The 26727-nt window shown below is 60.2% G+C and carries 25 protein-coding genes and 1 tRNA gene; 9 read left to right on the top strand and 17 right to left on the bottom strand.

Going from position 1 to position 26727, the window contains the following annotated elements:
• Positions 1–155: 155 nt before the first annotated feature.
• Together BMOU_RS05040 and BMOU_RS05035 are read left to right on the top strand one after the other, a co-directional pair.
• Positions 156–872 carry an AAA family ATPase gene (locus BMOU_RS05040; RefSeq protein ID WP_034875424.1) on the top strand — a complete coding sequence of 239 codons (717 nt, stop codon included), beginning with the start codon at positions 156–158 and terminating at the stop codon, positions 870–872.
• Between the two features lie 82 nt (positions 873–954).
• Complete coding sequence (locus BMOU_RS05035; RefSeq protein WP_034875423.1) at positions 955–2556, top strand: ABC-F family ATP-binding cassette domain-containing protein; 1602 nt, start codon at positions 955–957, stop codon at positions 2554–2556.
• A gap of 32 nt (positions 2557–2588) precedes the next feature.
• Here the strand turns inward: BMOU_RS05035 and BMOU_RS05030 are convergent, their stop codons facing one another.
• Both BMOU_RS05030 and BMOU_RS05025 read right to left on the bottom strand, forming a co-directional pair.
• Positions 2589–3614 carry a cation diffusion facilitator family transporter gene (locus BMOU_RS05030; protein ID WP_034875422.1) on the bottom strand — a complete coding sequence of 342 codons (1026 nt, stop codon included), beginning with the start codon at positions 3612–3614 and terminating at the stop codon, positions 2589–2591.
• An 85-nt stretch (positions 3615–3699) separates the two neighbouring features.
• The gene (locus BMOU_RS05025) at positions 3700–4413 is read right to left on the bottom strand and encodes a GDSL-type esterase/lipase family protein (protein ID WP_034875734.1); all 714 of its coding nucleotides are present in this window, start codon (positions 4411–4413) and stop codon (positions 3700–3702) included.
• Between the two features lie 216 nt (positions 4414–4629).
• On the opposite strand from BMOU_RS05025, the gene BMOU_RS05020 reads away from it, so the two are divergent.
• Positions 4630–5751 carry a 5-methyltetrahydropteroyltriglutamate--homocysteine S-methyltransferase gene (locus BMOU_RS05020; protein WP_034875421.1) on the top strand — a complete coding sequence of 374 codons (1122 nt, stop codon included), beginning with the start codon at positions 4630–4632 and terminating at the stop codon, positions 5749–5751.
• A 65-nt stretch (positions 5752–5816) separates the two neighbouring features.
• On the opposite strand, the gene BMOU_RS05015 is transcribed toward BMOU_RS05020, so the two are convergent.
• From BMOU_RS05015 to bsh, 4 genes are all read right to left on the bottom strand, one after another.
• Entirely contained in the window at positions 5817–6575 is a 759-nt protein-coding gene (locus tag BMOU_RS05015) for a carboxymuconolactone decarboxylase family protein (RefSeq protein ID WP_034875420.1), read from the bottom strand.
• A 69-nt stretch (positions 6576–6644) separates the two neighbouring features.
• Complete coding sequence (locus BMOU_RS05010; protein ID WP_034875419.1) at positions 6645–7694, bottom strand: zinc-dependent alcohol dehydrogenase family protein; 1050 nt, start codon at positions 7692–7694, stop codon at positions 6645–6647.
• Between the two features lie 41 nt (positions 7695–7735).
• Complete coding sequence (locus tag BMOU_RS05005) at positions 7736–8206, bottom strand: MerR family transcriptional regulator (RefSeq protein ID WP_081738497.1); 471 nt, start codon at positions 8204–8206, stop codon at positions 7736–7738.
• Positions 8207–8426: 220 nt separating this feature from the next.
• A complete protein-coding gene (gene bsh, locus BMOU_RS05000) occupies positions 8427–9377 on the bottom strand; it encodes a choloylglycine hydrolase (protein ID WP_034875417.1) in 951 nt (316 codons plus the stop codon).
• A 267-nt stretch (positions 9378–9644) separates the two neighbouring features.
• Here bsh and BMOU_RS04995 point away from each other — a divergent pair.
• A tRNA-Asn gene (locus BMOU_RS04995) sits at positions 9645–9717 on the top strand.
• Between the two features lie 95 nt (positions 9718–9812).
• Here the strand turns inward: BMOU_RS04995 and BMOU_RS04990 are convergent.
• Positions 9813–10514 carry an ABC transporter ATP-binding protein gene (locus tag BMOU_RS04990; RefSeq protein WP_034875416.1) on the bottom strand — a complete coding sequence of 234 codons (702 nt, stop codon included), beginning with the start codon at positions 10512–10514 and terminating at the stop codon, positions 9813–9815.
• Between the two features lie 92 nt (positions 10515–10606).
• On the opposite strand from BMOU_RS04990, the gene BMOU_RS04985 reads away from it, so the two are divergent.
• The 4 genes from BMOU_RS04985 (at position 10607) to BMOU_RS04970 (ending at position 15010) form a co-directional block, all read left to right on the top strand.
• Complete coding sequence (locus BMOU_RS04985; RefSeq protein WP_034875414.1) at positions 10607–12403, top strand: bifunctional ADP-dependent NAD(P)H-hydrate dehydratase/NAD(P)H-hydrate epimerase; 1797 nt, start codon at positions 10607–10609, stop codon at positions 12401–12403.
• A gap of 82 nt (positions 12404–12485) precedes the next feature.
• Positions 12486–13259, top strand: coding sequence for a gamma-glutamyl-gamma-aminobutyrate hydrolase family protein (locus BMOU_RS04980; protein ID WP_034875413.1), 774 nt, complete (start codon positions 12486–12488; stop codon positions 13257–13259).
• A gap of 68 nt (positions 13260–13327) precedes the next feature.
• Positions 13328–13963 (top strand): HAD family hydrolase, encoded by a 636-nt coding sequence (locus BMOU_RS04975; RefSeq protein ID WP_034875412.1) that lies wholly within the window; start codon positions 13328–13330, stop codon positions 13961–13963.
• A gap of 123 nt (positions 13964–14086) precedes the next feature.
• Positions 14087–15010, top strand: coding sequence for a LysR family transcriptional regulator (locus tag BMOU_RS04970; protein WP_034875411.1), 924 nt, complete (start codon positions 14087–14089; stop codon positions 15008–15010).
• A 60-nt stretch (positions 15011–15070) separates the two neighbouring features.
• Here the strand turns inward: BMOU_RS04970 and pyrE are convergent, their stop codons facing one another.
• The 8 genes from pyrE to BMOU_RS04930 all read right to left on the bottom strand — a co-directional run bounded on the left by pyrE (position 15071) and on the right by BMOU_RS04930 (position 22238).
• Positions 15071–15766 (bottom strand): orotate phosphoribosyltransferase, encoded by a 696-nt coding sequence (gene pyrE, locus BMOU_RS04965; protein ID WP_171001970.1) that lies wholly within the window; start codon positions 15764–15766, stop codon positions 15071–15073.
• Between the two features lie 25 nt (positions 15767–15791).
• The gene (locus BMOU_RS04960; RefSeq protein ID WP_034875409.1) at positions 15792–16745 is read right to left on the bottom strand and encodes a dihydroorotate dehydrogenase; all 954 of its coding nucleotides are present in this window, start codon (positions 16743–16745) and stop codon (positions 15792–15794) included.
• Positions 16746–16749: 4 nt separating this feature from the next.
• Entirely contained in the window at positions 16750–17565 is an 816-nt protein-coding gene (locus BMOU_RS04955) for a dihydroorotate dehydrogenase electron transfer subunit (protein ID WP_034875408.1), read from the bottom strand.
• Between the two features lie 69 nt (positions 17566–17634).
• Complete coding sequence (gene pyrF, locus BMOU_RS04950) at positions 17635–18597, bottom strand: orotidine-5'-phosphate decarboxylase (protein WP_034875407.1); 963 nt, start codon at positions 18595–18597, stop codon at positions 17635–17637.
• Positions 18597–20015 (bottom strand): dihydroorotase, encoded by a 1419-nt coding sequence (locus BMOU_RS04945; RefSeq protein WP_034875406.1) that lies wholly within the window; start codon positions 20013–20015, stop codon positions 18597–18599. The genes pyrF and BMOU_RS04945 overlap by 1 nt, the downstream gene beginning before the upstream one ends.
• A 3-nt stretch (positions 20016–20018) precedes the next feature.
• On the bottom strand, positions 20019–20444 hold the full coding sequence (locus BMOU_RS04940) for an aspartate carbamoyltransferase regulatory subunit (protein ID WP_034875405.1): 426 nt from the start codon (positions 20442–20444) through the stop codon (positions 20019–20021).
• Positions 20444–21406, bottom strand: a complete 963-nt coding sequence (gene pyrB / locus BMOU_RS04935) for an aspartate carbamoyltransferase (RefSeq protein WP_171002086.1) — start codon at positions 21404–21406, stop codon at positions 20444–20446. Before pyrB ends, BMOU_RS04940 begins: the two co-directional genes overlap by 1 nt.
• A 133-nt stretch (positions 21407–21539) precedes the next feature.
• Positions 21540–22238 carry a pentapeptide repeat-containing protein gene (locus BMOU_RS04930; protein WP_034875401.1) on the bottom strand — a complete coding sequence of 233 codons (699 nt, stop codon included), beginning with the start codon at positions 22236–22238 and terminating at the stop codon, positions 21540–21542.
• A 117-nt stretch (positions 22239–22355) separates the two neighbouring features.
• On the opposite strand from BMOU_RS04930, the gene BMOU_RS04925 reads away from it, so the two are divergent.
• Positions 22356–22628 carry a hypothetical protein gene (locus BMOU_RS04925; protein ID WP_034875399.1) on the top strand — a complete coding sequence of 91 codons (273 nt, stop codon included), beginning with the start codon at positions 22356–22358 and terminating at the stop codon, positions 22626–22628.
• A gap of 57 nt (positions 22629–22685) precedes the next feature.
• Here the strand turns inward: BMOU_RS04925 and BMOU_RS04920 are convergent, their stop codons facing one another.
• On the bottom strand, positions 22686–25778 hold the full coding sequence (locus tag BMOU_RS04920) for a bifunctional [glutamine synthetase] adenylyltransferase/[glutamine synthetase]-adenylyl-L-tyrosine phosphorylase (protein ID WP_034875397.1): 3093 nt from the start codon (positions 25776–25778) through the stop codon (positions 22686–22688).
• A 94-nt stretch (positions 25779–25872) separates the two neighbouring features.
• Positions 25873–26712, bottom strand: a complete 840-nt coding sequence (metF, locus tag BMOU_RS04915) for a methylenetetrahydrofolate reductase [NAD(P)H] (protein ID WP_034875395.1) — start codon at positions 26710–26712, stop codon at positions 25873–25875.
• Between the last annotated feature and the right edge of the window lie 15 nt (positions 26713–26727).

Raw genomic sequence — 26727 nt, 5'->3', positions numbered from 1 at the left:
CCCTGCGGACCGCCATATAATTTGAAATGGCGTATGCGTTATGCAGGAGAGCTATAGGGACATACGAAGCTGATGGAGTCGTTGCGTGCATCGAGTCACGCCACCGGTCTGTAAGTTGGTTCCGTCGGATGTGGAAGTGTGGTTTCGTAGGGAGCATGGACGATCTGATTGTGTCGGGACTGCGCATCGATTGGAGTATGCTGGCCGATTCATACGCCAGTCGAATCCCCTCGTTGCGTTCGCTTGACGAACTTGGATTCCATAAGAACGTCACCTTTCTGGTCGGCGAGAACGGTAGCGGCAAATCGACTCTGCTGGAGGCCATCGCCGTCGTCTGCGGCTTCAATGCGGAAGGAGGCACGCGCAACTACCGGTTCAGCACGTACGACGACACGTCAGACCTCGCCGAAGCGATGACGGTATACCGGCAACGTGCGATCGGCCCATCCAGCTTTTTCCTGCGTGCGGAAAGCTTCTTCACGTTGGCGACGCAGGCCCGTGAGTACGGTCGCGGCTACGACAACATGTCTCGTTTGCACGAGATGTCGCACGGCGAAGGTTTTCTGGAGATTCTCCTGTCCCGCACGGGAAGGGGCCTCTATCTTATGGATGAACCCGAATCCGCACTTTCGCCGCAACGACAGTTGACTCTGCTGGAGCACATGCACCGTATGGCGAACGGCGGATCGCAATTCATCATTGCCACCCATTCACCGATCCTGCTCGGCCTGCCGGATGCGGGAATCCTGTCATTCGACGAAACCGGCGTCCATCCCTGCGATTATGAGGATACGGACAGCTACCAAATCACCAAGGCCTTCATCAATCGTCGCGAATCGTTGTTCCGGCATCTGTTTGAAAATGAACCGTGAGGCGGCCGGGAACGGTTGCGGGTGTTCGCTATGATATTCGATTGGCGTTTGAAGGAACATGAAAGACTAGAGGTATTACGGCATGGCGATTGAAGCGCAGGAGCTTGAGATTCAGATCGGCGCACGCACGCTGCTGCATCCCACCAACTTCCATGTCGCCAAAGGCGACAAGATCGGTCTGGTCGGCCGCAACGGCGCCGGCAAGACCACGTTGACCCGCGTGATCACCGGCGATATGCTGCCCACTGCCGGCAAGGTGCGCGTTTCCGGCAAACTCGGCTATCTGCCGCAAGACACGCATGCCGCGGATCCGGAGCAGACCGCGCTCGACCGCATGATGAGCGCGCGCGACATCGCCACCATCATCAGGCGCATCCGCAAGGCCGAGAAAGACATGACCGATCCGGATCCGGACGTCATGACCAAGGCCATGAATCGCTACGACAAGGCCATGCAGGATTTTGAAAAGGCCGGCGGCTATGCGGCGCAGTCCGAGGCGACCGCGATGGCGGCGAGCCTTGGCCTGCCGCAGGATGTGATGGGCCAGCAACTGGGCACGTTGTCCGGCGGACAGCGACGCCGTATCGAGCTGGCGCGTATCCTGTTCTCCGATGCGGATACGCTGATCCTCGATGAGCCGACCAACCATTTGGACGCCGACTCCATCGAATGGCTACGCGGTTACCTGAAGAAGTATGAGGGCGGGTTCCTGGTCATCTCCCACTCCACCGAACTGCTTGACGAAGTGGTGAACAAGGTGTGGCACTTGGACGCGCAACTCGGCCAGATCGACATGTACTCCCTTGGCTGGAAGGCATACCTGCACCAGCGTGTGGTCGATGAGGAACGTCGCCGCCGCGAGCGCGAAGTTGCCGAAAAGAAGGCCGAACGCCTGATGCAGCAGGGCATCCGCCTGCATGCGAAGGCCACCAAGGCCGTGGCCGCGCAGAATATGATGCGCCGTGCGGAAAAACTGCTGGAGAACACGTCCGAAGCGCAGAAGAAGGAAAAGGTGGCGGATATCCGGTTCCCGGAGCCGGCGGCATGCGGCCGTACGCCGATCATGGCGAAGGACATCTCCAAGGCGTACGGTTCGAACATCGTGTTCGCCGGCGTGAACCTGGCGATCGACAAGGGTTCGCGAGTGGTGATTCTGGGCTACAACGGCGCCGGCAAGACCACCACCCTGCGTCTGCTCGCCCATTTGGAGGATCCGGATACCGGCTCCGTGGAATATGGTCATGGCTGCAAGATCGGCTATTTCGCGCAGGAACACGACACGCTGGATCTTGATGCCACCGTGTTGGAGAATCTGATTCATGTCGCGCCGGAGCTGAATGACACACAGGCTCGTTCCATTCTGGGTTCGTTCCTGTTTTCCGGTGATGATGCGCTGAAACCGGCCCGTGTGCTGTCGGGCGGTGAGAAGACCCGATTGGCATTGGCGACTCTGGTGACTTCACGTGCGAACGTGCTGCTGCTCGACGAGCCGACCAACAATCTCGATCCGGCTTCCCGCGAGGAGATTCTCAAGGCCATCGCCAAGTATGAGGGCGCGATCGTGCTGGTCACGCACGATGAGGGCGCAGTGCAGGCGCTCAACCCGGAGCGTGTGCTGCTGATGCCCGATGGCGACGAGGATTTGTGGAACGATTCGTATCTGGAACTGGTCGCTGAAGAGTAGCGGAGCTTTTCTTCCATCGGCCAGCCGGCAGGCTACGCCTGCACGTGCCTGGCACTGTAGATGTCAGGTTCCACGTAGATTTCGAAGTTATACCACGGCAGCGCGTTGCGTACGGCCTGCTCGATCTTATCGACGGTTTCGACGTCGTAGTCGCGATCGAGCTTGCTGGTCTGCACCTTGACACACAGCAGGATGTCGTCTTCCGACATGTGCACGGTCTGCATGTTCAATAGCCGTTCCACGCCCGGTGTGGTGGTGACCGCGTTGACGATTTTCGTACGGGTATCCGGTTCCACTGCCTCGCCGATCAGCAACGAACCCGATTTGAACGCCAGCAGCAGCGAGCCGGCGATCAGCACAAGGCCGACCATCAGACCGCCCAACGCATCGAACGTCTCATTGTCAAGCAGAATCGCAAGTCCGATGCCGCCGCCTGCGAAGCCCAGGCCGATCAGGGCGAGCGTATCCTCCATAATCACCGAAGCAAGCTCAGCGGATTTGGTGTGGCGCCAGAACCGAAATATCCCCATACGCGGGGTGTCCGTGCGGTCCATGCGCTCATTGGCCTCCTTGACACTCTGGTGCAGACCGTAACCTTCGAGAACCGCACTGATTACCACCACGACGAATGCGACGAGCAATTCCATCCGGTTCACGTCACGCAATGCCGGGTTCTCAACGATGGCGATGAGCTTCTTGACCGCTTCGGACGTCGAGAAGAATCCGCCGACGAAAAACAGCAACGTGGCCACAACGAACGATGCCAGATATTTGGCGCGATACAGGCCAAACGGATGGTCGACATCGGTTTGGCGCCGGGAGAACCGGCCACCGGCCATCAGCACGATTTCATTGGAACAGTCGGCGATGGAATGTACGGATTCGGACAGCATGGCGGACGATCCGGTGAAGAACGCCGCACAGAGTTTCGCAATGGCGACGCCGATGTTCGCGCCCAGTGCCGCCTTGACGGCCGCACCCTGATGCTCGGCTTCCCGCACCTCCCCCGGCCTGTCCATGTCGATACCGTCATTTGCGGGGTCGTGCGACTCGCTCATTGCCTTTCCATTCCTTACGATGCGGTTGGTTGTCAGTCCCATTCAATCATGAGTACCGGTCACGACGTCGCATTTCCTTCGAATATCAACCGAGACGGGCCTTCAACCAGTCCCCTGCCATCGTTGCGGTGCATTCGGCCATGTAGGAGTAGCCATAGTCGCTTGGATGGAAATTATCATGCGCGTAGAAGCGTTCCTGATCGGCGTGCACATCTTCATGGGTCATGTCGAGGAACAGCACCTGCTTCTGTTCGCAGATGGCTTTGCTGGCGGCGGTCTGCTCGTCGGTCATATGCTCGATGACCTGACGCAACGCCTTGCCAAGGGATGGACTGCGATAAAGCTGCCCGGCACTGAACACGATGATGTTGTCGCTGAGCGTTTTCGCCTCGTCAATGGTCGAGGCCAGATCGGTCCGCCATTCCCCCAGACTCCGTCGCGCCATCAGGTCATTGGAGCCGGCGCACAGCACCAGTAGATCGGCCCCGCCTTCGACCTCCGGCAACAGGCGATAGCGCACACGGCGAATGGTGGCGCCGAGCCTGCCATGGGATTCCCATGTGACGGAACGATTCAGTACACGGGAGAAGACGATGGCCAGATCCGGCGCGAATCCGTGTGCCTGGTCATCGACACCGCAGCCGGCGATCATCGAATCGCCGATGGCCACCATGCGCAATGGCATCGAATGCGTATCCCCTTCGACCATGATGGTGCCGAAACGATCTCCGGGCGGTTCCTGATCAAGATGGATGCTGTGCTGGGCCCACCAGGCTTCCGCCAGTGCCAGAACGTTCATGAAGAACTCCTCGTGTTCGATGTCCTGCATCGCATCGTAGTCGCATGCGGGAACAGTGACGGCCGAAAACCGACGGATCGCTCAGGAATGACCGTCTTCATTACGCCCGATGGGAATCATCGCCATCTCACATGCTTGACGGCGTATTCACTCGCTTCGGGGGAATTGGATAGTCTTCTGTAGGTATTGTGACAGCAGCACCTGAAGGAGCATTCAATGGCGTATTCCCATAGCGCACCGTTCCATGCCGACGTGGTCGGCTCCTACTTGCGTCCGGACGAACTTAAGACGGCCCGAGCCGACTTCGCCGCCGGCAGAATCGACGAGGCCATGCTCAAGGCCGTGGAAGACAGGCTCATCACCGACCTGGTCGCCAGGCAGAAGGCGGCAGGCCTGCATGTCATCACCGACGGCGAATTCCGCCGCGGTTGGTGGCATTTCGATTTCATGTGGGGCCTCAACGGCGTGGACCATGCCGCGGCCGCACACCGTGTCGCCTTCCATGATGAGGTCACCCCGGCCGACACCGCCACCGTCACCGGCAAAATCGACGGCCACGGCCACCCGTTCATCGAACATTTCAAATTCGTCAAGCGATTCGAGGATGGCGACACCGTGGCTCGTCAGACCATGCCGTCTCCCGCCCAGACCCGCTTTGTGCTCACCGGCAACGCCTCCGCCTATCCGTATGACGCATACTATAGGGATGATGACGAGCTGACCGGCGATATCGTGGCCGCCTATCGGCAGGTCATTGCGGATCTGTATGCCGCCGGTTGCCGCAACGTACAGTTCGACGACTGCACGTGGACCCGTCTGTGCGACAGGAGCGTTCGCGAACGCCTTGGCTGGAGTGACGAGGACGCCCTGCGCCTGCAGCAGGAGAACCTCGATGTCATCAATGCCGTGATCGCCGGTCAGCCGGAGGACCTGGTTATCACCACCCACGTGTGCCGTGGCAACTTCCATTCCACCTGGCTCTCCTCCGGTGGCTATGCCCCAGTGGCGTCCAAGCTGTTCGGCGAGGAGAACGTGGACGCCTACTATCTCGAGTTCGATGATGACCGTTCCGGCGATTTCGAACCGCTCGCCAAGGTTTCCGGAGACAAGAAGGTTGTGCTTGGGCTGATTACCTCCAAGAAGCCAGAGCTTGAGGACCGGCAGACCATCAAGGATCGCATTCAGGAAGCCAGCCGGTACGTTCCGCTGGACCGCCTGTGCCTGTCCACACAGTGCGGTTTCGCCTCCACCGAAGAGGGCAACAAGCTCACCGAGGATCAGCAGTGGGCCAAGATCGCGCTCGTGCGGTCCGTCGCCGAGGAGGTCTGGGGCGAGTGACCCCTATCATTGCGGGAGGGCCATCCGGCTTAGTCGGATGGCCCTCCCGCAATGTGCCCCTGGGGCTAGTTCCGCGCAGCCTCGTTGATGCAACGAATCGCATTCAACGTACGTGGATAACCGATGTATGGCATACATTGAGAGACCACGGCGATCAGGAACGATTTCTCGTTTCCGACGGCCATGTTCGCCTTGGCGTGCGAGGTCAGCTGCGGTTCGCAACCGCCCTGCGCGGCAAGGAAGCACAGCGTGATCATCTCGCGTTCGCGGGTATCGAGACCACCGCGCGTGTAATAGTCGCCGAAGCAGTTGTCGGCCAGCCACTTGTTGATGTGACGGGTCTCCTCCGGACCGGATTGCGCGAAGCCCCGCATGCCTTCACCGAAAATCTCGATCTGCTTGGCCTCGCCCGCCTCGGCACGCGTCTCCGGCGTGGTGGTGCCTTGCGCTTCAAGCGGCAGGTGCACATTGGCCGCGCCAAGGAAGTTGTTGAGCTTCCTCAGGAACGGTAGGGTTCTGCCGAATCCGCAGTAGGCGGTGGCCTGGTACACCATCTCCTTGATGGCCACGGACGTCAGTCCGGTCTCATAGGCGACCGGAAGCATCATTTCGAATGCTTCGATGCCCTGACAGCCGACCAATATGGCGAGAATCGCCAAGGAGCGCGTCCTGTCATCCAGATCGGGGTGATTGGCGCCCGGCTCGTTCACCACCTCATCGTAGGCGAAGTCGGAGAACAGTCCGATGAATTCCGGATCCGTCTCGGACAGTGTCCTGTCATTGTTCCAGAAGGCGTTCATCTTCTTGTGCAATTCCTCAAACATATCTACCTTTCGTAGTGTTTCCGTCCGTGAACACTGTATCGCCCGAATAGCAACGGGGCCGGTGAACGATCAGACTTCGCTGACGCGCAGCAGCGACTTGACGGTACGGCGTTCGTCCATGGCCGCATATGCCTCCTGGATGCCGTCGAGCGTATATTCGGCGGTGTAGACGATACCTGGATTGATGGTGCCGTCAAGCACCTCCTTGAGCAGTCGCCGCATGTCGTAGGTGCGCACCGGTGCCGGGCCTCCGCGCAGACCGACGTTGCGGAAGAAGAGTCCGGGAATGTCGGCTTCGACGTCATGCGGCAGACCGACGCGACCGACCACCGCACCGGCACGCGCCACCTTCATGGCCGTGTCGTTCGACAGGGCGGAGCCGACGCACTCGAGCACCGCATCGGCACCATAGCCGTCGGTCATCTCCAGCACCTTGGCCACGGCCTCGTCACCGCGCTCCTCCACAAAATCAGTGGCTCCGAACTTGCGGGCGATCTCCTGGCGATCGGCGTGATGGCTCATGGAGATGATGCGGGAGGCACCCATCAGTTTGGCGGAAAGCACCGCACACAGACCGACCGCACCGTCACCGAACACGACCGCGGTATCCCCTGGCTTGACTTCGGCGGAGGCCGCCGCATGATAGCCTGTCGACATTACATCGGACAGGGTCAGCAGCGAGGCGAGCATTTCGTCGGAGAAGCTTTTGGCGTCGCCCGGAACGACCACCAGCGTGCCGTTGGCCTCCGGCACGCGTAGGTATTCGGCCTGGCACCCCATGCCGTCACCGCTGCCGAAATAGCCGCCGTGCGGGCAGCTGGATTCGAATCCGGCCTTGCATACCGGGCATTTGCCGCAGCTGAACGGGAACGGCACGATCACGAAATCGCCCGGCTTGGCGATGGTGACATCCGAACCGACGGATTCGACCACTCCGATGGCCTCATGGCCGGTCTGGCCGTCAACGTCATGGCCGCCGTCACGGTAGAACCATAGGTCGGAACCGCATACGCAGGCGCGAACCACTCGGATGATCGCATCGCTCTCCTCTACGATGGTCGGTTTCGGGCGATCCTCGCACGCCATTTGCCTGACGCCTTTATAGATTGCTGCCTTCATGTGAATACTCCTTTGTTGTTGTGATTGGCCCATATATTCCGTCATGAACCGGTTTTGGCGTGTTGCTGCCGTTTGACGGTTTCGATGATGTCCTTGTTCTCTTCGAGCAGTCGCCCGGCCTCATCTTCGTGGCCTTCGGCGATGGCCCGCCAGTAAAGCGTCTTGAACGCCACATAGGCTTGCTGCATGCGTAGCGCCTCCGCTTTGGCGGCAAGTCTGATGGACTGTGCGTCGAGCAGCTCCATCTGCCTACGTGCACCTTCCACGCCTTCGAAACGGTTCTTGAGATATTCTCGCATGGATTCCAGCGGCATGCCAGTCGCCGCAAGACACGAGATGGTGACCAACGACTGGATGTCGTTGTCGGAATAGGCGCGATGTCCGGAACTCGGATCACGTGCGATCGGATCGATGATGCCGATCTGCTCATAGTAGCGCAACGTCGATTCGGGAAGTCCCGAAAGCATGGACGCCTCACGAATCGAATGCCACGTGGTTGTTGCAGTGCTCATATCTCGCACTGTACGAACTTCAAGCACTCGAAGTCCACTCGGTGTGTTGCACGCCTTCGGCGGGCCGTCCATCGCCATGCCCGGACGGTTCGCCTGGTTTACATATAAAAAAGAGACCGGACAAGAACATTGAGATTTCAACGATCTTGCCCGGTCTCTCGAGCTTTATCCGCAAGGTATGGGCGTTTGCCTCCCATCAGCAGAAAACCAGCGAAAAGGATTACTTGGCGGTGATCAGCTCGGTGGAGTCCATGTCGAAGTCGGCCATGGCGTAGGAGCGGATGGCCGGATCGTCATAGGTGTTCATGTAGTAGGTCTTGGTCTTGGCGGAGTAGCCGCTGGTAAACAGCGTGCGTTCGAACTTGCCGTCGGCCATCTTGGCGCAACCGTCGACCATCTGCACGCTGCCGAGGGTGTGGAACAGACGCGACACGTTGGACTTCTCGTCGGCCTGCTGCGGATAGTGGGTGTTGGTGTAGGCCACGCGCACGAAGCGGGACGGGGAGCTCACATCTCCCGGGATGCCGTGCATGCTCACGCCGGCGCCCCATGCGGTCAGCTCGGCCTTGCCCCAAGTGGTCGGTTCGGCCATCTCGTTACCGACGCACATGTAGTTGCGCAGGTTCTCCATGTGGAAGTCGAAGGTCGGCTGGTTGGTGAGCACGTCCACGTTGTCATGATGGATGTGCATGCCGTCGGCCATCTGCTCGACGACAATGCTGCGGGTGCTGTCGCCGATGAGCCAGTGCAGCAGCGATTCCTGCTGTCCGGGCACGATCTGGGAGACGAGAGTCACGTTCTTCAGGGCCTCTTCGACCTCGTCGACGGTGTTGAAGTTACGGGCAACCCACAGCGGGAACTCAAAAGTGGCCACATTCACGGTGCCGTCGACCGGTTCGTGGGCGAAGGACGCATAGCCCGGGAAGTTAAGTCCTGCGATGGCAAGTCCGTTCTCGTTGGCGCAATCGAAATACATCGGCTTGTCGGCCATGACCACACCGACACCGATCACCGCATTCGGTTCGGCCTTGGCTTCGGCGCCGAACACATAGTCGTACTTGTAGGCACGTGGGGTGGCCAGGATGGTCTCGCCATAAGAGAAGCTCCAGTCGAGATTGCGGCCGAAATACATGTTCCCTTCCGCATCGGAGAAACGAACGCCAGTGCACATAAGGGACTCCTTCCATTTGCTTGTCATTATCTGTTGGTGCGTTCATGGTACCCCCGGACTCTTGATGAGCGCCGTGTTTTTGCCAACGGATAAACCACCTTTCCCGCAATGGATCCAGCGAAGTCGCACGGCATCCCGCAACCCGCTGCGTTCACAGGTGAGAGCGCATCACGACACGGCGAACACGCGCACGATTTGCATGAATGACGGATATGTGTATTATGTATGACTTGTGCACGGAAGCAATTCCGGAACAGGACAGCACATTCCTGCGTAGCTCAGTTGGCAGAGCATCCGACTGTTAATCGGACGGTCACTGGTTCAAGCCCAGTCGCAGGAGCAAGTCGAAGCCCTTGGATTTCCAAGGGCTTTTCTGTTTTATCAAGCCCCGCCACGTCTACGCCGTACGCCACGAAACCGTCCGGACGTCATCGGCTACCATTCGAGTTCCTGAATGCTCATGGGGTGCTCGTTGGTCTCGACCGCGGTGACCCTGCCGTCATGCATGCGGATCACCCTGTCGGCGATCGGCGCGATCGCCGAATTATGCGTCACGATCACCACCGTCGCGCCCTTCTCGCGACTCATATCCTGCAAAATCCGCAACACCTGCTTGCCCGTGTTGTAATCCAACGCGCCCGTCGGCTCATCACACAACAGGATCTTCGGATTCTTCGCCACCGCACGCGCGATCGCCACGCGCTGCTGCTCGCCACCCGACAACTGCGCCGGAAAATTATCCACACGGTCGGCCAGCCCCACATCGGTCAGGGCGACGATCGGATCCTGCGCATCGCTCACAATCTCCGAAGCGAGCTCCACGTTCTCCTTGGCCGTCAGATTGGCGACCAGATTGTAGAACTGGAACACGAAACCGATGTCGGTACGCCGATAGGCCGTCAACTGCCTGGGCGAGTAGTCGGAGATGTCCCGCCCGTCGATGACGACCCTGCCCCCGGAATTGGTATCCATGCCGCCCAGAATGTTGAGCACCGTGGACTTGCCGGCACCCGACGCTCCCAGGATGATCGCCAGCTCGCCCTTCTCGATGCCGAAACTCACATCATCGTTCGCAACGATGGTCGTGGATCCCATTTGGTAGCGCTTGAAGCTATGCACCATTTCGATATACGCCATTGCCCTCTCCATTCCCGAATTCGCCACGAGACGCAATACGGCTCCAATTGTACGTACTAGAGTAGGGAATATCGTTATTGCAAGGAGGGATTATGGATACCGCCAATGAAGACGACCGCCTGCAGACGCTCCTGTACGGAGCCTACGATTCCGATACCGTACGTGAGATGGAACGCCCGCTGCTTGACGATGGCGTTCCGCTGATGCGCATGGCGGCCTCCGCCGCGGCGCATGTGACGATGGATCTGCTTGACGATGAGGACCTGGCCGTCGAGGATGCGCGCGTGGCCCTCTTGGTCGGTGCCGGCGATAACGGGGGCGACGGCCTCTATGCGGGTGCGGAGCTCGCGCAGGAGGGCGCGCAGGTTACGGCGATCGCCGTCGGCCGGTCCCTTCATGAAGAGGCCTTCGCAGCGTTCGTCCATGCCGGCGGACGCGTGCTCGTACTTGATCCCGCCGCCGACATTCCCGGTTGCACCACCGGCTTTTCCGCGGGCGAGGCCGGGGAGAGACTGCAGGCCGCAATCGAGTATGCGCAGGGTTCGCATGTGATTCTCGACGCGATGACCGGTATCGGTGTTTCGGGTGCGTTGCGCGGCATTGCCGGGACGATCGCGGCTTCGCTGGGCTTGGATGGCGAGCTGCCCGACCGTCCCGCCCTGCCGAATAACGAACCATCCGCGGATTTGCCGTTGGTGGTGGCGATCGATACGCCCTCCGGCGTGGGCGTGAATGATGGTTCGCTGCCGGGTCCGTATATTCCGGCGGATGTTACGGTGACGTTCGGCGCGATGAAGCCATGCGCGATGGTGCCGCCCGCCTCGTATGCGTGCGGCAAGCTGATGCTGGTCGATTTTGGTTTTGATGTGGATGAGACCGTACCGTTCGCGGAGATGACGGACGGTGATTTCGTCGCCGATTCGATTCGTCTGCCACAGCTTGCGGACGGCAAGTATTCACGTGGCGTGGTCGGGTTGGTGACCGGTTCGAACCGTTACCCGGGCGCGGCGGTGCTGTCGGCGAGATCCGCCGCACGTACGGATTCGGGCATGGTGCGGTATCTGGGGCCGCAGCGTGCACAGGATATGGTGCTCGCAAGCCTGCCTGAGGCGGTCGTCGGCAAAGGTCGTGTGCAGTCCTGGGTGGTCGGTTCAGGCGTTCCTTCAGGCGATGACGAGGCCGCCGATGAGGATATGCAGCGTGAGACGATCGCCATGCTGTTGAAGCATTATGCGTTGGGACGGCCCGATGCCGGCGAGGCGTCCGTGGCATCGGACGAGCGTGCGCATGCGATGCCACCGATCGTGGTGGATGCAGGCGCGCTGGACCTGTTGCCGGAGCATGTGCCGGCCCAGGTGGTCATCACGCCGCATGCCGGTGAGCTGACACGGCTATTGACACGCCTGCGCACCGACGATGATGCCGCCGACGGGCTCACACTCACGCAGGTGCAGGCCAATCCATTGCGTGCGGCCATCGAGGCGCATGAGCTGACGGGCGCCACCGTACTGCTCAAGGGTGCGGTCACCATTGTGGTCGGCACCGACGGCGAAGGCGCGAACCGCATCATCCTGTCCGGTCGTGCGCCGGCCTGGCTCGCGACGGCCGGCGCAGGCGATGTGCTGGCGGGCATGCTGGGCGCGTTGCTTGCGCAGCAGGACGATATGCTTGCCGACGATCCGGCGTTGGTGCCCGAGGTCGTCGCCGCGGCTGCCTACATGCATGGCCTGGCTGCGGCATTCGCATCGGAATCCGAGCAACGTGGATGGCATCGTCCTGAGATCTACGGCCGTTCCAAGAAGCAACGTTTCGGAACGGTCGGCCATCCGATCATCGCCAGCGATGTCATCGACGCGATTGCGGGAGCCTTCACGGAGCTGGTTCAGTAACACGTTCCGCCGATATCCGAAATACAACGGTCTTATGCTGTGGCCAATTACAGCATAAGACCGTTGCGGAAAGGCGGCCCTCATGACGAAACGTCCGATCATCGGCATCACTCCCCTATTCGACTATAAACGCGACAGCCTATGGATGCTGCCCGGTTATATGGACGGCGTCGAAGAGGCCGGCGGATTGCCCCTGATGCTGCCCTTGACGGCCGATGCGGGTGAGATTCGACGATTGGCCGACCTGTGCGACGGCATACTGTTCACCGGAGGTCAGGATGTGGATCCCGCGATCTATGGCGGGGAGATCACTCCCGAATATCAGGCCATGGAACCGGAGTTGAGCGCCGAACGCGATGCGATGGAACCACTGCTGCTTGATGCGGCGATTCGTCTTGACAAGCCGGTTTTGGGTATCTGCCGCGGCATCCAGCTCATCAACGCCCGCCTTGGGGGCACGCTGTGGCATGACCTGCCAAGCGAGCATCCGAGCGATGTGGAGCATCATATGAAACCTCCGTATGATGTGTTCGGCCACATGGTGACGGTCGAGCCTGGCACCCCGATGGATGCCATGCTGAACGCTCTGCCGCAATCCGATATGGATGCGAAGAGCATGCATCGTAACGTTGACGGCGGCTGGACAATCGCCGTCAACAGCTACCATCATCAGGCCGTCAAGCGGATTGCGCCGTCGCTCAGACGTATGGCCATCGCCGAGGACGGCATCACGGAGGCCGTGTACCGGCCGGGATCGCGATTCCTGTGGGCCGTGCAATGGCATCCGGAATTCCTGCACGAGGTCGATGCCCGCAGCCGTGCGATTTTCTCCGCCTTGGTCAACGCAGCGGCCTGACGCCGGTGGTTTTCCCGTTACGCTACACTGACGGAAGGCAGATACATGTTTTACGAGAAGGATTCCCGATGACCAGCGCAACCCCCGCCATTACCGACGTCATCTTCGATTTCTGCGGAGTCGTGGTCGATTGGCAGTCTCGCGCGGGGCTGGAAGGACACTACCCACAGGAGCTGGTGGATCGCATCTGCTCGGATGACGACGAGTTCGGCTTCTTTGACTATGAGGATCGCATGGACCATGGCGCTTCCCTGGCCGAGGTGCTGCCAAGCGTCGAGCAGGACCACGGCAAGGAGATTGCCGACATCTTCGAGGATTACATCACCCGGTACGGCGATTCCCTGGTCCGTCTGCTGCCCGGCTCGGAACGGCTGCTGCGTGACCTGAAGGCCGCCGGATATGGCGTGTGGGGCCTGACGAACTGGTCATACGAGACCATTCACTTCGCATTCGAGAAATTCCCCCAGCTCACGGAAATTCTCGACGGCACGGTCGTGTCGGGCGAAGAGAAGATGTTCAAGCCGAACGCCGACTTCTACGAGCTGGCACTGCGGCGTTTCGGCATCACGGCCGAGAGGTCGGTATTTTTCGATGACACCGCGAAGAACGTGGATGGGGCCAACAAGGTGGGCATCCACGCCTTCCGCTTCGTCGATGCCGAACGGGCCCGCAGGGACCTCGCATCCCTGGGAGTGCGGCTCTGACCGTTCGGACGCAATCGATCAAGCGCGATTGCGATGCGCCATCCGCAATGCGACGTCCACAATGCAGAAACCAAGCGTTATAAATCGTATTTTCGTGAATGCCCGCTTATATAATCTGGGTTTATGACTCTCCTACAGTTGAAGTACATCGTCAAAATCGTAGAGTGCGGCTCCATGAACGAAGCCTCGCACGAGCTGTACGTGTCGCAGCCGGCATTGAGCTCCTCGGTGAAGGAACTCGAGAACGAGCTGGGCATCGAGATCTTCACCCGCTCGTCCCAAGGCATCGCCCTGACCGTGGACGGCGCGGAATTCCTCACCTACGCACGTCAGGTGCTTGACCAGGCGTCCCTGCTTGAGGAGCGCTATAAGAACGCGAAGCCACGCAAGCAGCTGTGCTCCGTGTCCACGCAGCATTACATGTTCGCCGTCGAAGCGTTCGTGGAGATGATCAGCTCCATCAAGTCCGACGAATACGAGTTCACGATCCGTGAGACCCGCACGAAGGACATCATCAACCAGGTGGCCAACATGCTGTCGGAGATCGGCATCATCTACCTGTCCGATTTCAACAAGGACGTGATCGGCAAGATGCTGCGCGAGAAGCATCTTGAGTTCCATCCGCTCTTCCGCGCGCCGTTGCACGTGTTCATCTCGCGCAACAATCCACTGGCCGGCAAGAAGAAGGTCACGATGAACGATCTGAAGCCGTTCCCGTTCATCCAGTACGAGCAGGGCGAAGAAGGAAGCTTCTTCTTCGCCGAGGAGGCGGTCTGGCCGGAGTACTCCCCCAAACAGATCAACGTAACCGACCGCGCCACGATTCTGAACTTCATCATCGGTCTGAACGGCTACACGGTATGCACCGGCATCGACAACGGCGACCTCAACAACGAGAAGATCGTGACCGTACCGCTCGACACCGATGAGACGATGCTCGTCGGCTGGATCACCAACGAGCGTGCAAAGCTCTCGAAGGCCGCCGAAAACTATCTGGAAAAACTCAAGTCGGTCGTCGCCGACCACGGTTACAACCTCATCGACTGAACAGGAGATTCTCCCTCATAATGAGGGAGAATCTCTCATATCCGGCGTATGCCGAAGCGCTCAGGCGCCGTACCGTTCCAGATAGGCGTCGGCGGCGGCCTTGATCTCCGGCGTGACATACGGGGTGCCGTCGGCGGTTTCGATGTGACGGCCAGCCTCGAAAATCTCTTTCACGTTGGCGATGGCGAACACCGGGAAGCCGAATTCGGCTTCGACGGCCTTCACCGCGGAGATATCGGAATCCTTGGTCTTCTCCATACGGTCCACGGACAGCACCAAACCGACCACTTCGACGTTCGCTTCGGCCTTGAGCTTCGGAATGACCTCACGCACCGCGGTGCCGGCCGTCATCACATCATCAACGAGCAGCACCTTCATGCCGTCGGCCAGCTGGGTACCTACCATCATGCCGCCGTCGCCGTGGTCCTTCCTCTCCTTCCGGTCGAAGGTGTAACCGACCTCCATGCCGTGCCCGGCGGTCAGGGCGATGGCGGTGGAGACACCCAGCGGAATGCCCTTATATGCCGGACCGAATACGGTATCGATATCCTTCGGCAGATTGCCGGACTCGATTTCGGATGCGATCTTCTCAGCATAGAATGCGCCGAGAGTCGCGATCTTCTTACCGTCGTCGAAGGCGCCGGCGTTGATGAAGTATGGGGACTTACGGCCGGATTTCAGCGTGAACTCGCCGAACTTCAGCGCCTTGGATTCCAGCAGGAACTGGGTAAAACGATGGTCGATGGATTCCATAATCACTCCTTCATGCGGTGAACGGTCGTTAACGCCAGGTCTCGCCCCCGGCAAGCTTGTCGGCCAGTTCGGGGCGTGTATCAAGCAGGTCGTCGAGCTCTCGAGCCACGCGCAGCGGCGCGGTCGGTTCGAACAATGCGGCCGCACCGACCTCCACGGCATTGGCGCCCGCATACAGGTATTCGAGCGCCTTCTCACCGGAGTCGATACCGCCGATGCCGATGATCGGAATCCCAGGCAGCGCGGTGCGTACGCGCCATACCGCGGCAAGGCCCACAGGCAATACGGCCGGGCCGGACACGCCGCCGGTCACATGCGTGATGACCGGTTCACCGGTACGGATATTGATGCGCATGCCGAGCAGCGTGTTAATCAGGCTTAATGCATCGGCGCCGCTTTCCACGGCCGCTCGTGCCGGAACGGTGATGTCGGTGACGTTCGGGGTGAGCTTGACGATCATCTTCTTATCGGTGATCCTGCGCAGGCGGGTGATCAGACGGCTCAACGCCACCGGATCGGTGCCGACGCTCATGCCGCCGGCGGATACGTTCGGGCAGCTCACGTTGATTTCCAGCATATCGGCCGGCGAATCGTCGAGCTTGGCCACGACCTCGGCATAATCATCGTCGCAATGACCCGCCACGTTGGCGATCACGGTCGCGTTGATGGCCTTCAGTTTCGGTAGGTCGTCTTCCAGATAGTGATCGACACCCGGATTCTGCAGGCCGACCGCGTTGATGTTGCTGGATGGCCCTTCGGCGGTACGGATGCCCGGGTTGCCCTCCCATGGCACCGGTGAAACGCCTTTGGTGGTGACCGCGCCAAGCTGGCTCACGTCGTAGAACCAACGTACGGCCGCGTATTGGAACGTACCGGAAGCGGTGGCGACCGGGTTCTTCCACGGAACGCCCGCCACCTTGGTGGAATGTTTCCACTCATGCCGTTCGTACAGATTTCCGTGCTGCATGCTGTCAGTCGTCATGCTCTCACTCACCCCATCCCAAACGTTCGCGCGTGAACACCGGCCCATCGGAGCAGACCTTCAGTCGTCCGTCCAGCGTGTCGACCGTGCACAGCACGCACGTGCCATAGCCACAGCCCATACGCTGTTCGAGGCTCAGCTGGCATTCGATGCCATGCTTGGCCGCCCACGCCGCCACGGCCTTCATCATCGGCAATGGCCCGCAGGACAGAATGGCTGGCTTCAGTTCGCCGTTCATGAGTTCATCCGAAATGCGGTCAAGCAGGGTGATGACGTTGCCTTCGGATTCGTCGATGCTATACACCGAATCGGCGTATCTGCCAACGTATTCGTCACCGAAATGCACGTTGCGGTAGCCGAACACGGCGGTGCTCGTCGCGCCTGGCGTACCGGCGATGGCCTGTGCGGCCCTCACCAGCGGCGGCACCCCAAGACCACCGGCGACCAGCACATAGTTGGCCGGCTCCTTGGTGTTGAACGAGTTGCCCAGAGGCCCCATCACACGTACGGTATCCCCGGCCTGCAGCCTCGCGAATTCAGCGGTGCCCTTGCCGACCACGGCGAACATCAGGCTCACTTCGTCGCCGTTGACCTCGGCCACGCCGAACGGACGCGGCATGAGTCTGGTCGGGTCGTTGGAATATACGTCGACGAATTGTGCGGGCCTTGCGTGCCCCGCAATGTATTCGTCACGGAAGGTCAGGCGATAGACGCCGTCGGTCAGCTTCCGATTGTCGACGATCTCGACCGTATGGCGGCTCGGAAAGAAGCCGGCCTGGGTCGCCTCGGCGACAGTCGGGGTGAACGTTGCGGTGGTCATGAACTCCCTCTCTATTACGTTCGTTTGCGTTCTTATGATTGATGGTTGCGTTTTCCGCGGGTCGTCCGTTTACGGAAGCACCGCACGAAGATCGTCTCGCATGTCCTTCGCCGCGGTTCTCGCCGATTCGGCGACGAGCTCCAATGCATCGTCGGCGCTCATGGATTCGGAATATCCGCCGGACCTTTTCCATGCGCCGATGATGCCGCGGGATGAGTTGACAAGCGCACCGGAACCGTCTTTGTCGAACATGCCGGCCACGCCCTGCGCGGTACCGCCCTGGGCACCGTACCCCGGCACCAGGAAGAAGGTGTGCGGCATGCGGGTCCGCAACGCCTTGCCTTCTTCAGGATGGGTGGCGCCGACGACCGCGCCTACGCGCGAGTAACCGTCCCTGCCGATGGTTTCGCCTCCCCAGCCTTCGACCAGATCGGCGACATGTTCGTACACGCGCTCGCCGGATGCCAGTTTCAGCTCCTGCAATTCGCTGCTGGACGGATTGGAGGTGCGCACCAGCACGAATATGTCCTTATCCGCCGCGGTCGCCGCCTCGACGAACGGCGTGATGCCGTCGGTGCCAAGATACGGGTTCACGGTCACGGCGTCTTCGTGCCACGGGTCGAACGGGATCTCCCCCGTCGCCACACCGCTTAGATGATGCGCGTAGGCCGCCGCCGTGGATCCGATGTCGCCGCGCTTGACGTCGCCGAGCACATACAGGCCCTGCTGCCTGGCGTATTCGCAGGTCATGGCGTATGCATCAATACCCGCCGGACCGAGCGCCTCATACATGGCGATCTGCGGTTTGACGGCAGGTACGATGTCGGCCACGGCATCGATGATGGCACGGTTGAATTCGAAGAAGGCGACGGACAGCTGCATGGCGGGCGCTTCCGAGGGGTCTTCGACCTGTTCGGCGATTTCATCGGCGAAACTCGCCACAACCTGCGCCGGCACGAGGGCTTCGGTCGGGTCGAGGCCGACGACGCTCGGGTTCTGCTTGGATTCGATCGCTTCGATCAGACGGTCCATCAGTCCTCCTTGTTGATGCGGCTGAAAGCCAGTTTCGAGCCGATGATGGTGGCAAGAGGGCGGCCGGTGACCTGCCATCCGCCGAATGGGGTGTTGCGGGCCGAGGAGTGGAATCTCTCCGGATCGACGGTCCACTCCTCAGCGGTGTCGAGCACCACCAAATCTACATTTTCGGGGTGTGTGACCTTGCCGAGGTCGAGCACGCGCTTGGTGTCGGAATCGCCTGGAACCGCATCAGCGTTCTCGTCAAGCAAAGCGGCCGCATCGGTCTTATCGTGGCCCATCAGTTCGGCTGGACCGGTCGACATGAGCTCGATGAGTCGCTCATCGGAAATGTGGCCTCCGTCGACGAGCACCTTGTGGCACACGCCGTAGGCGCATTCCAGGCCGATGATGCCGTTCGGGGCATCAAGGAAGCCGAGTCCCTTCTCCTCCATGGTGTGCGGCGCGTGATCGGTGGCCAGAAGGTCGACCGTACCATCGGCTACGGCGGTGATGGTGGCCCGCCGATCGGCTTCGGAGCGAAGCGGCGGATTCATCTTGGCGAGCGTACCGTATTCCAGCAACGCCTCATCGCATAGGGCGATGTAATGCGGCGCGGTCTCGCAGGTGATCGGCAGGCCCTCGGCCTTGGCCCTGCGAATCGTCTCGAAGGAGATCGCGGTGCTGACGTGCTGGAAGTGCACGTGCACACCGGTCGTGCGTGCCATTTCGATGTCACGTTCAACGATCTTCAGTTCGGTATCTTCCGGGATGCCGGGCACCCCGAGCCTGCGGGAGACCGGCCCTTCATTGACCGCACCGGTGTCATGATGCTCGCAATGCTCGATCAGATACAGACCGGATTCCTTGACATTGGCGAACACCTGATCAAGAATCCCAGGGGTTACCGCGGATCCGTCATCACTGATGGCCGTCACTGGATGGGCCAGCTGATAGGCGTCTTTCCCGGCGTCGCCATGACCTGGCAGGTATCCGATCCAATCGGCCGGTTCGGTCGCCTCCCTGCCGGCGCGTCCCTTGGAGGCGCATACGCACAGATCATAGCGAACCGGCAGCTTCACACCATGGGCCGCTTCGTAATGCTGCAGGTAGTCGATGACGGTATCGTAACCGGCATCAAGCACCTCGGATGCGCCTGGCTGGCCGGCCTCGACCTTCACTCCATCCATGGCGGGAACGGTGTTCGGCATGATGAGCACGTTCGTGTAGCCACCGGAGGCCGCCGCCGCACAGCCGGAAATCATCGACTCCTTGTAGGTCTGCCCCGGATCGCGGAAATGCACATGCGGATCCTCGAATCCGGGCGCGATGGTCATGGCCGAGGCGTCAACGGTCTCATCGGTGTCGGACGGAACGATCAGGTCGATGACTTCGCCGGTGTTCCAAACCTTGATGTCATGAAGAATGAGGGCCATGGGTCAGAACTTCGCTTCCTCGTCACAGTAATCACAACGGTATTCCTGACGGTCGGAATGCACCAGATGGAACATCTGCACGGCCGGTTCGGTGGTAGTCACGCAACGCGGATTCACGCACTTGATGATGTTGACGACATGTTCCGGCAGGGTCGGCTTCTTTTTCTCGACGATCCTGCCGCCACGCACAATGCCCACGGTCGCGGTGCGGGCCACGAGCCCCAGCACGTCGAGGTCGATGGCGTCCACTCCGCTTTCATCTTCGATCTTGATGATGTCCTTCGTGCCATACATATGGCTGTCGGTGTTCATGATCAGCGCGAGTTTGGTTTTGGACGGATCGATCTTCAGGTATTCAAGCACCTTGAGCGCGGTGCCGGCCGGCACATGATCGATGATGATGCCGTTTTGAATGCTGGTGACTTCCATCAGACTGCAACCTCCTCGGATTCAAGCGGTTCATATCCCGGCAGCCTGTCGCCGACCACCGAGCTTTCCAATGCCATGCGCATGAGCATGCCGTTCTTGACCTGCTCGAAGTAGGCGGCACGCGGATCGTCATCGACTTCAACGGCGATCTCATTGACTCGCGGCAGCGGATGCAGCACGGCCATGTCCTTCTTGGCGAGGCTCATCTTGGCCGCATCGAGGATATAGGTGTCACGCAGGCGCAGGTAATCGTCCTCGTTGAAGAACCGCTCCTTCTGCACGCGGGTCATGTACAGCACATCAAGGTCGCCGATCACGGAGGCCAGGTCCCTGACCTCCACGTAGGAGCAGGAGTCGGTGGCATCGATGCGATCGAGCACGTAGCGAGGGGTCTTGAGCTCGTCGGGGCTGATAAGCACGAAGTTCACGTTGCCGAAGCGGCACAGCGTTTCGATCAGGGAGTGTACGGTACGGCCGAAGGTCAGGTCGCCGCACAGGCCGACGGTCAGGTCGGTGACGCGGCCGAAACGCGATTGCAGGGTGGCCAGATCGGCGAGGGTCTGCGTCGGGTGCATATGCCCGCCGTCGCCGGCGTTGATGACCGGCACGGAAGCGGCGCGGGAGGCCACGAGTGCGGCACCCTCCTTCGGGTGACGGATGGCGACCACGTCAACATAGTTGGAGACGGTCTTCAGGGTGTCGGCGATGGTCTCGCCCTTGGTCACGGAGGCGAGCTGGGCGCCGGCGAAACCGATCACCTTGCCGCCGAGCCGCAGCATGGCCGTTTCGAAACTCAGGCGGGTGCGAGTGCTCGGTTCATAAAACAAAGTGGCGAGCACCCTGCCTTCACAGGTGTGCGCCACTTCCTTGCGATGGGAATCGATGTACTGCGCCTTGTGCAGCATCTCCCGAATCTGCCTGACGGACAAATCATCGAGGGTGATGACACTTTTACCGATCATCGGCGTCTCCACCGCCGGTTCGAGTACTGAGGACAACGGCTCACCTTTCATGCAACTTGTGGTTGAAGGTGGCCACCCGAAGTGACCTAGCCAACTATAGCCTGAGCCGCTGACCCTCCCGTTCACCGCGTGTTCACGATTCGTCGCCTTCGGGATCCTCCAGGCGGATGCCGAGACCGGCCGCGAAGGAGCTGGCAAGTTGGGAGATCTGGTCGACGAGCATGGTGGTACCGCGCAATCCGGCGACGTCGTGGATCTCCTGCAGTTTCGCACCACGCAGATCGACGTCGCAGGCCACGGCATGCTGCAGATTGACGGCATGGACCGCGGTACCGGGAAACGCCACCCGTTCCAGCACCGCGTCGACCGCATCGAAATCGTCAATCGCACAATCCCGGAAGACCACATCACGCCATTTGGCGCCGCGCAGATTAAGATAGCCGAATCGGCAACCGGTGAATATGACGGACCGGGCCCTGCAATCCCAAGCATCGCAGGCACCGAATCGGCAGTTTTCAAAGGTGCCTGAGAATACGGACGCGTTCACGAACGACGAGTGCACCATGCCACAGCCGGCGAATCTCGTGCCGGTGAAGGTCGCATGGTCGAACAACGCCGTTTCGAACGTCAGATTTTCCAGAGAGCAGTCCAGAAAGGCGGTCAGCGTCCAATCCGAGATTTCATCGACGGCATGCTGCCCTTCAATGCGGATGGTGTCATAGGAGCCTTCCGGCTCGATCGCGCTCATACGCATCTCGGTCAGTGCGGACGGCATCCTCAGCACGGGAACGCGAGGGGCGACGGTCTTCTTTGCATGAGAATCAGGGAGCATCACAACCTTCTCCATCCGATACGGCGACACTCACCAGTGTATTCGGATGGCCACGCGCTCAAGGCTTATCTATAGGCTTATAAAAAGAATGTCAAGCCTCGGCGGGAGTATCGACCTATGAACAACGCAAGCAATTCAACGAAGAAACCCGTTTCCAAAAGCGCGATTGCGGCGATAACGTTCGCCTTGGTATCCGTTCCGCTTGCATTCGGCAAGCCGGTGCTGGCGAGGTTCTTCTGTTCGATTTTCGTGGACGTGTCCATCGTATTCGCCGTCATCTCACTGGTGACGGTATTCGGCACGCGAAAGCATGGCAATGGGACGCTCGCCGTCTGCACCGCCGTTTTCGTGACGTTGGTGGCCGTTGTGCTGTCGATGTACGTGCACTGACCGGCCTGATGCCTTAACGGCATACGGCCAGCCGGCACTTGGCATGCCCCTGAGTCGCTAGGCAAGCCCGTAGAACAGTCGCTCCATCACGTCCCGGCTCTTACGCATCACGGCGAGCAGATCGTTTTCGAAATGCTGACCGCGGTTCGCATCATAGCCCAGGTAGACCGCGATGCCACCGAGCGAATACGTGTCATCAGGCAGAATGTCGGCCTGATTGACGCGCCCGCTCCACAGGTAGCTGCCGTTGCGGGCCGCAGTGCACATGCGCCACGCCTTGCGTAGTATGACGGCGTCTCCGGCATCGACTAATTTGCGACGTTCCAGCTCATCAAGCGCCTCCAACGTGCCGTTGACGCATAGGTTCACGTTCTCCCCCGCATGCTGCAATTGCAGCAGCTGGATGGTCCACTCCACATCGGACAAGCCTCCCTTGCCGAGTTTCAGATGACGATCCCTGCGCACGCCTCGTGGCAGGCGCTCGGCCTCCATGCGAGCCTTGAGCTTACGGATTTCGGCGATCTGCGTCTCGGTCAGATCCATCTTCGGATAACGCAGCGGGTTGGCGATATTGACGAGGAAATCCTCGGCCAGTGCCGCATCACCGGCGGCATATCGGGCGCGCAGCAACGCCTGATGCTCCCACGTGCTCGCCCATGAACGATAATATTCCTCGCATGAAGCGTAGGAGCGCACCAGTGGGCCGTTCTTGCCTTCCGGACGCAGATCCATGTCGAGCTCGATCTTCGGCTCGAAGGTGGTGGGGCCCTGCAGGATGGCGCGCAAATCCTCCTGCACCTTGCGCGCGAACAGGTTGGCCTGGCCATCATCAGCCCCTTCGGCCTGACGGTAGATGATGATCACATCGGCGTCGGAACTGAAATTCACCTCCCTGCCACCGTAGCGCCCCATACCGATGACGGCGATTGCGGCCGGCGCCTCGTCAAACCGCATTTCGTCAAGCTGATGGCGGATGGCCCATCGCAACGACGCTTCGATGATGGCGTCATACACGTCGGTCATACCGGCCAGTGAGGTCGCATCATCGATTACGCCACTCATCCAGGCCAGACCGATGCGCTCGATCTCATGCCTGCGCATCGCACGCAGCGAGTTCGCGAAATCGTTGATGCTGCCCGCATTGCGTTCCAGTGTGGCCTTGGTCTGCGTGTCGAGGCTTTCACGTGTGCGGGGTCTGAGTTCCTCATCATTGCCAAGCCAGGTGACCGATTCAACCGATTTGTTGAGTGCGTCGCCGAGGAACCGGGAATTCGAAAGCACGTGGCACAGACGTTGCGCCGCAGAGGGCGAATCACGGAGGAATCCCAGATATTCGCTTTCCGTACCGAAGTTCTCCTCAAGCTTGCGCCAGTTGAGCAGACCCATGTCGGGATTCTGCCCTTCGCCAAGCCATTGCAGCACGGCCGGCAACAGGATCCGGTTGATCTTTGCGGCACGGGATATGCCGGCGGTAAGAGCGACGACATGGCGCATGGCTGCGTCCGCATCGGCGAATCCTATGGACTCGAAACGTTCGTGCGCGGCCTTCTCCGACAGTTCGACCTGCTCATCCTCCAGACCGGCATTGATCGGCAGCATCGGACGATAGTAGATGTCCATGTGCAGATGGCGTACTTCGCGACGGGTCTCGTCGTATTTGTCGACGAGCTCCTCGGGATGCAGATGGAAGGCACGCGCCAGTCTACGCAGTTCAGGGTTCCGGTTCAGCTCGTCCACGTCGATGTCACGCTTGCGTTCGATGCCGCCAAGGCTGGCGGTGCCGAGATCCGGGAACAGGTGCGTGCGCTTCAGGGCCCACATCTGCTGGCGATGCTCCATCACGCGTTCGAAACGATAGTCCCAGGAAAGCTTTTTCGCCTGCCTACGCGATACGTATCCGCCATCGGCCAACGCCTGCAACGATTCCAGTGTGGAACGGGTGCGCAGCGATTCGTCGGAACGGCCGTGCACAAGCTGGAGCATCTGCACGGTGAACTCCACATCGCGCAGGCCCCCACGACCGAGCTTGATCTCACGATCCTTGAGCGGTGCGGGGATGAGGTCTTCGACCCGCTTGCGCATCCGCTGGCAGTCATAGACGAAGTTGTCACGTTTGGACGCGGTCCATACGAACGGCCGCGTCATGTCCATATAGGCGTTGCCGAGTTCGGGATCGCCCGCAACCGGACGGGCCTTAAGCAATGCCTGGAACTCCCAGTTCTCCGCCCACTGCTCATAATAGGCCTCATGCGATTCGAGGCGGCGTACGAGCGGACCGTCTTTGCCTTCGGGTCGCAGACCACCGTCGATCTGCCACAGGGTCGGTTCGGCGACACCCATGATCACCGACTGGCATACGCGCTGCAGGGTGGTGGCCATTTTGGTGCCGACGCGGTTAAGCGTCATACCGTTGGTATCGGGGTCGGCAGGCTCCACCACATAGATGAGATCCACGTCGGAGACGTAATTCAACTCCTGCGCACCGAGTTTGCCCATGCCGATGATGGCGAAACGGACATGCTCGCTGCCTTCGACCTCATTGCGGGCGATGGCCAACGCACCTTCGAGCGCCGCATCGGCCAAATCGGACAGTTCCTGGCTGATACGCGGCTGAATGGTGGTGGGGTCGGCCTCCATGGCATCCTGCACCATGATGGACGCCAATTGTTTGCGATAGGTCCGGCGCAGTGCCGTCGCCGCATCGGCCAGTGGAAGACCGGCTTTGGGCATGGCGGATTCCTGCGGGTCGGCCCCCACCGCTTCAAGTACGTGCGCCCGCCGCTGCGAGTGGTTGTACAGGTGGCTTTCGCATGCGTCATTGGCGGCGGCCGCGACCAGTTCCGGTCTGAAACGCATGAGCTTGCCCATTTCGTCGGAGACGCCGAGCACGATGATGAGTCGGGTGAATCCCTCTTCGCTCGTCACGATGTCATCGAAGTTCCCGCCTTGGCTTTGCAGCGCCTTGATGATATCGACGAGGTTACGAAGCGCCACGTCGGGATCGCAGGAACGTTCCAGCGTACTCATCAACAGCTGCAGTCGATCGTCGCCTACACCATTGCCCTGCAGTTCCTGCAGGAACCCGCGTGCCTTATCGAGATCCTGCAGTCCTGCGCGAATCAGCTCGCGCACCCCAAACGTATGTTGCATAGAACCCATGGTATTTAATATAGCGTCGACGATGACGTAGGGGCGGTCACGATATGCTCGCGCCCGCCCCCGGTGTTTGTTGCATCGTCTGAAGTCAGACGAAAAATGGTTTGACGTTGGACCAGATGCGCCTGCTGACGCAAGGGTGGTTCATCGTATACAAGTGCACGCCGTCGACGCCTCGTGCCACCAGATCGCTGATCTGCTCGGAGGCGTAGGCGATGCCGGCCTCCTTGAGTACGGTGTTGTCACCGCCCCACCTGTTTAGCATGACCTCCAGCTTTTCCGGCACGCAGGACTGGCAGATTCGGGCCATACGACGTACGGATCCGGCGTTCATCACCGGCATGATGCCGGCCTCGATAGGCACCTCGATTCCGGCCGCACGCGCCTTGTCAAGAAAGCGCAGGAAATCCTCATTGTCGTAGAACAGCTGCGAAATAAGGTGCGTGACGCCGGCATCGACCTTCTTCCTGAGATTGTCGATGTCGTCTTCCAGTGTGGCCGACTGTGGATGCTTCTCCGGGTAGCAGGCTCCGTAGATCTTGAGATTCGGGCGCTCCTCACGAATATAGGCCGCAAGGTCGCTGGCATGCTCGAAGACGCCGGCCGGCTCCGCGCCCTCCACGCGGTCGCCGCGCAGGGCAAGCACGCCGGAGACCTTCGCTTCGTCAAACATGTTGAGCGCCTGATCGACGTCGTCCTTATTGAGGTACTGTGCGGTCAGGTGGGCCACGCAGGGTATGCCGTATTCGCCTACGGTATTCGCAATGCGCGCGGTGAGCGTACGGTCGGATGATCTGCCGGTGCCGTAGGTCACGGAAATGAAATCGGGGTCCAACCCCTGCAGGCCATCCAATGTATCGTAGATGGTACCTACAGGGGAGGTTCGCTTCGGAGGGAACACCTCAAGCGAAAACAGTGGTGAATGCATGGGATGCTTCCTGCA

This window comes from Bifidobacterium moukalabense DSM 27321, assembly GCF_000522505.1.
Classification (GTDB): domain Bacteria; phylum Actinomycetota; class Actinomycetes; order Actinomycetales; family Bifidobacteriaceae; genus Bifidobacterium; species Bifidobacterium moukalabense.
The sequence above is the reverse complement of the archived record's forward strand: the minus strand, read 5'-3'. Positions and strand labels throughout refer to the sequence as shown.